1 rRNA gene is annotated in these 894 nt (G+C 56.5%); it reads left to right on the forward strand.

Features of this window, described 5'->3' with window-relative positions:
• Positions 1-894: ribosomal RNA gene (locus tag ADL08_RS09945) — 23S ribosomal RNA — on the forward strand; the annotation flags it as partial.

An 894-nucleotide genomic window follows, 5' to 3' on the forward strand; every position in this document is an offset into this window, starting at 1 on the left:
CTCGTGACTGCGTGCCTTTTGAAGAATGAGCCTGCGAGTTTGCGGTGTGTTGCGAGGTTAACCCGTGTGGGGAAGCCGTAGCGAAAGCGAGTCCGAACAGGGCGTTTTAGTAGCACGCTCAAGACCCGAAGCGGAGTGATCTAGCCATGGGCAGGTTGAAGCGGAGGTAAGACTTCGTGGAGGACCGAACCCACCAGGGTTGAAAACCTGGGGGATGACCTGTGGTTAGGGGTGAAAGGCCAATCAAACTCCGTGATAGCTGGTTCTCCCCGAAATGCATTTAGGTGCAGCGTCGTGTGTTTCTTGCCGGAGGTAGAGCACTGGATAGGCGATGGGCCCTACCGGGTTACTGACCTTAGCCAAACTCCGAATGCCGGTAAGTGAGAGCACGGCAGTGAGACTGTGGGGGATAAGCTCCATGGTCGAGAGGGAAACAGCCCAGAGCATCGACTAAGGCCCCTAAGCGTACGCTAAGTGGGAAAGGATGTGGAGTCGCAGAGACAACCAGGAGGTTGGCTTAGAAGCAGCCACCCTTGAAAGAGTGCGTAATAGCTCACTGGTCAAGTGATTCCGCGCCGACAATGTAGCGGGGCTCAAGCGTACCGCCGAAGTCGTGTCATTGCAGCATGTACTCCCAACGGAGGCTGTGATGGGTAGGGGAGCGTCGTGTGCCGGGTGAAGCAGCCGCGGAAGCGAGTTGTGGACGGTTCACGAGTGAGAATGCAGGCATGAGTAGCGATACACACGTGAGAAACGTGTGCGCCGATTGACTAAGGGTTCCTGGGTCAAGCTGATCTGCCCAGGGTAAGTCGGGACCTAAGGCGAGGCCGACAGGCGTAGTCGATGGACAACCGGTTGATATTCCGGTACCCGCTTTGAAACGCCCAATATCGA

Origin of the sequence: Streptomyces sp. NRRL F-6492, from assembly GCF_001280125.1 — a bacterium.
Classification (GTDB): Bacteria; Actinomycetota; Actinomycetes; order Streptomycetales; family Streptomycetaceae; genus Streptomyces.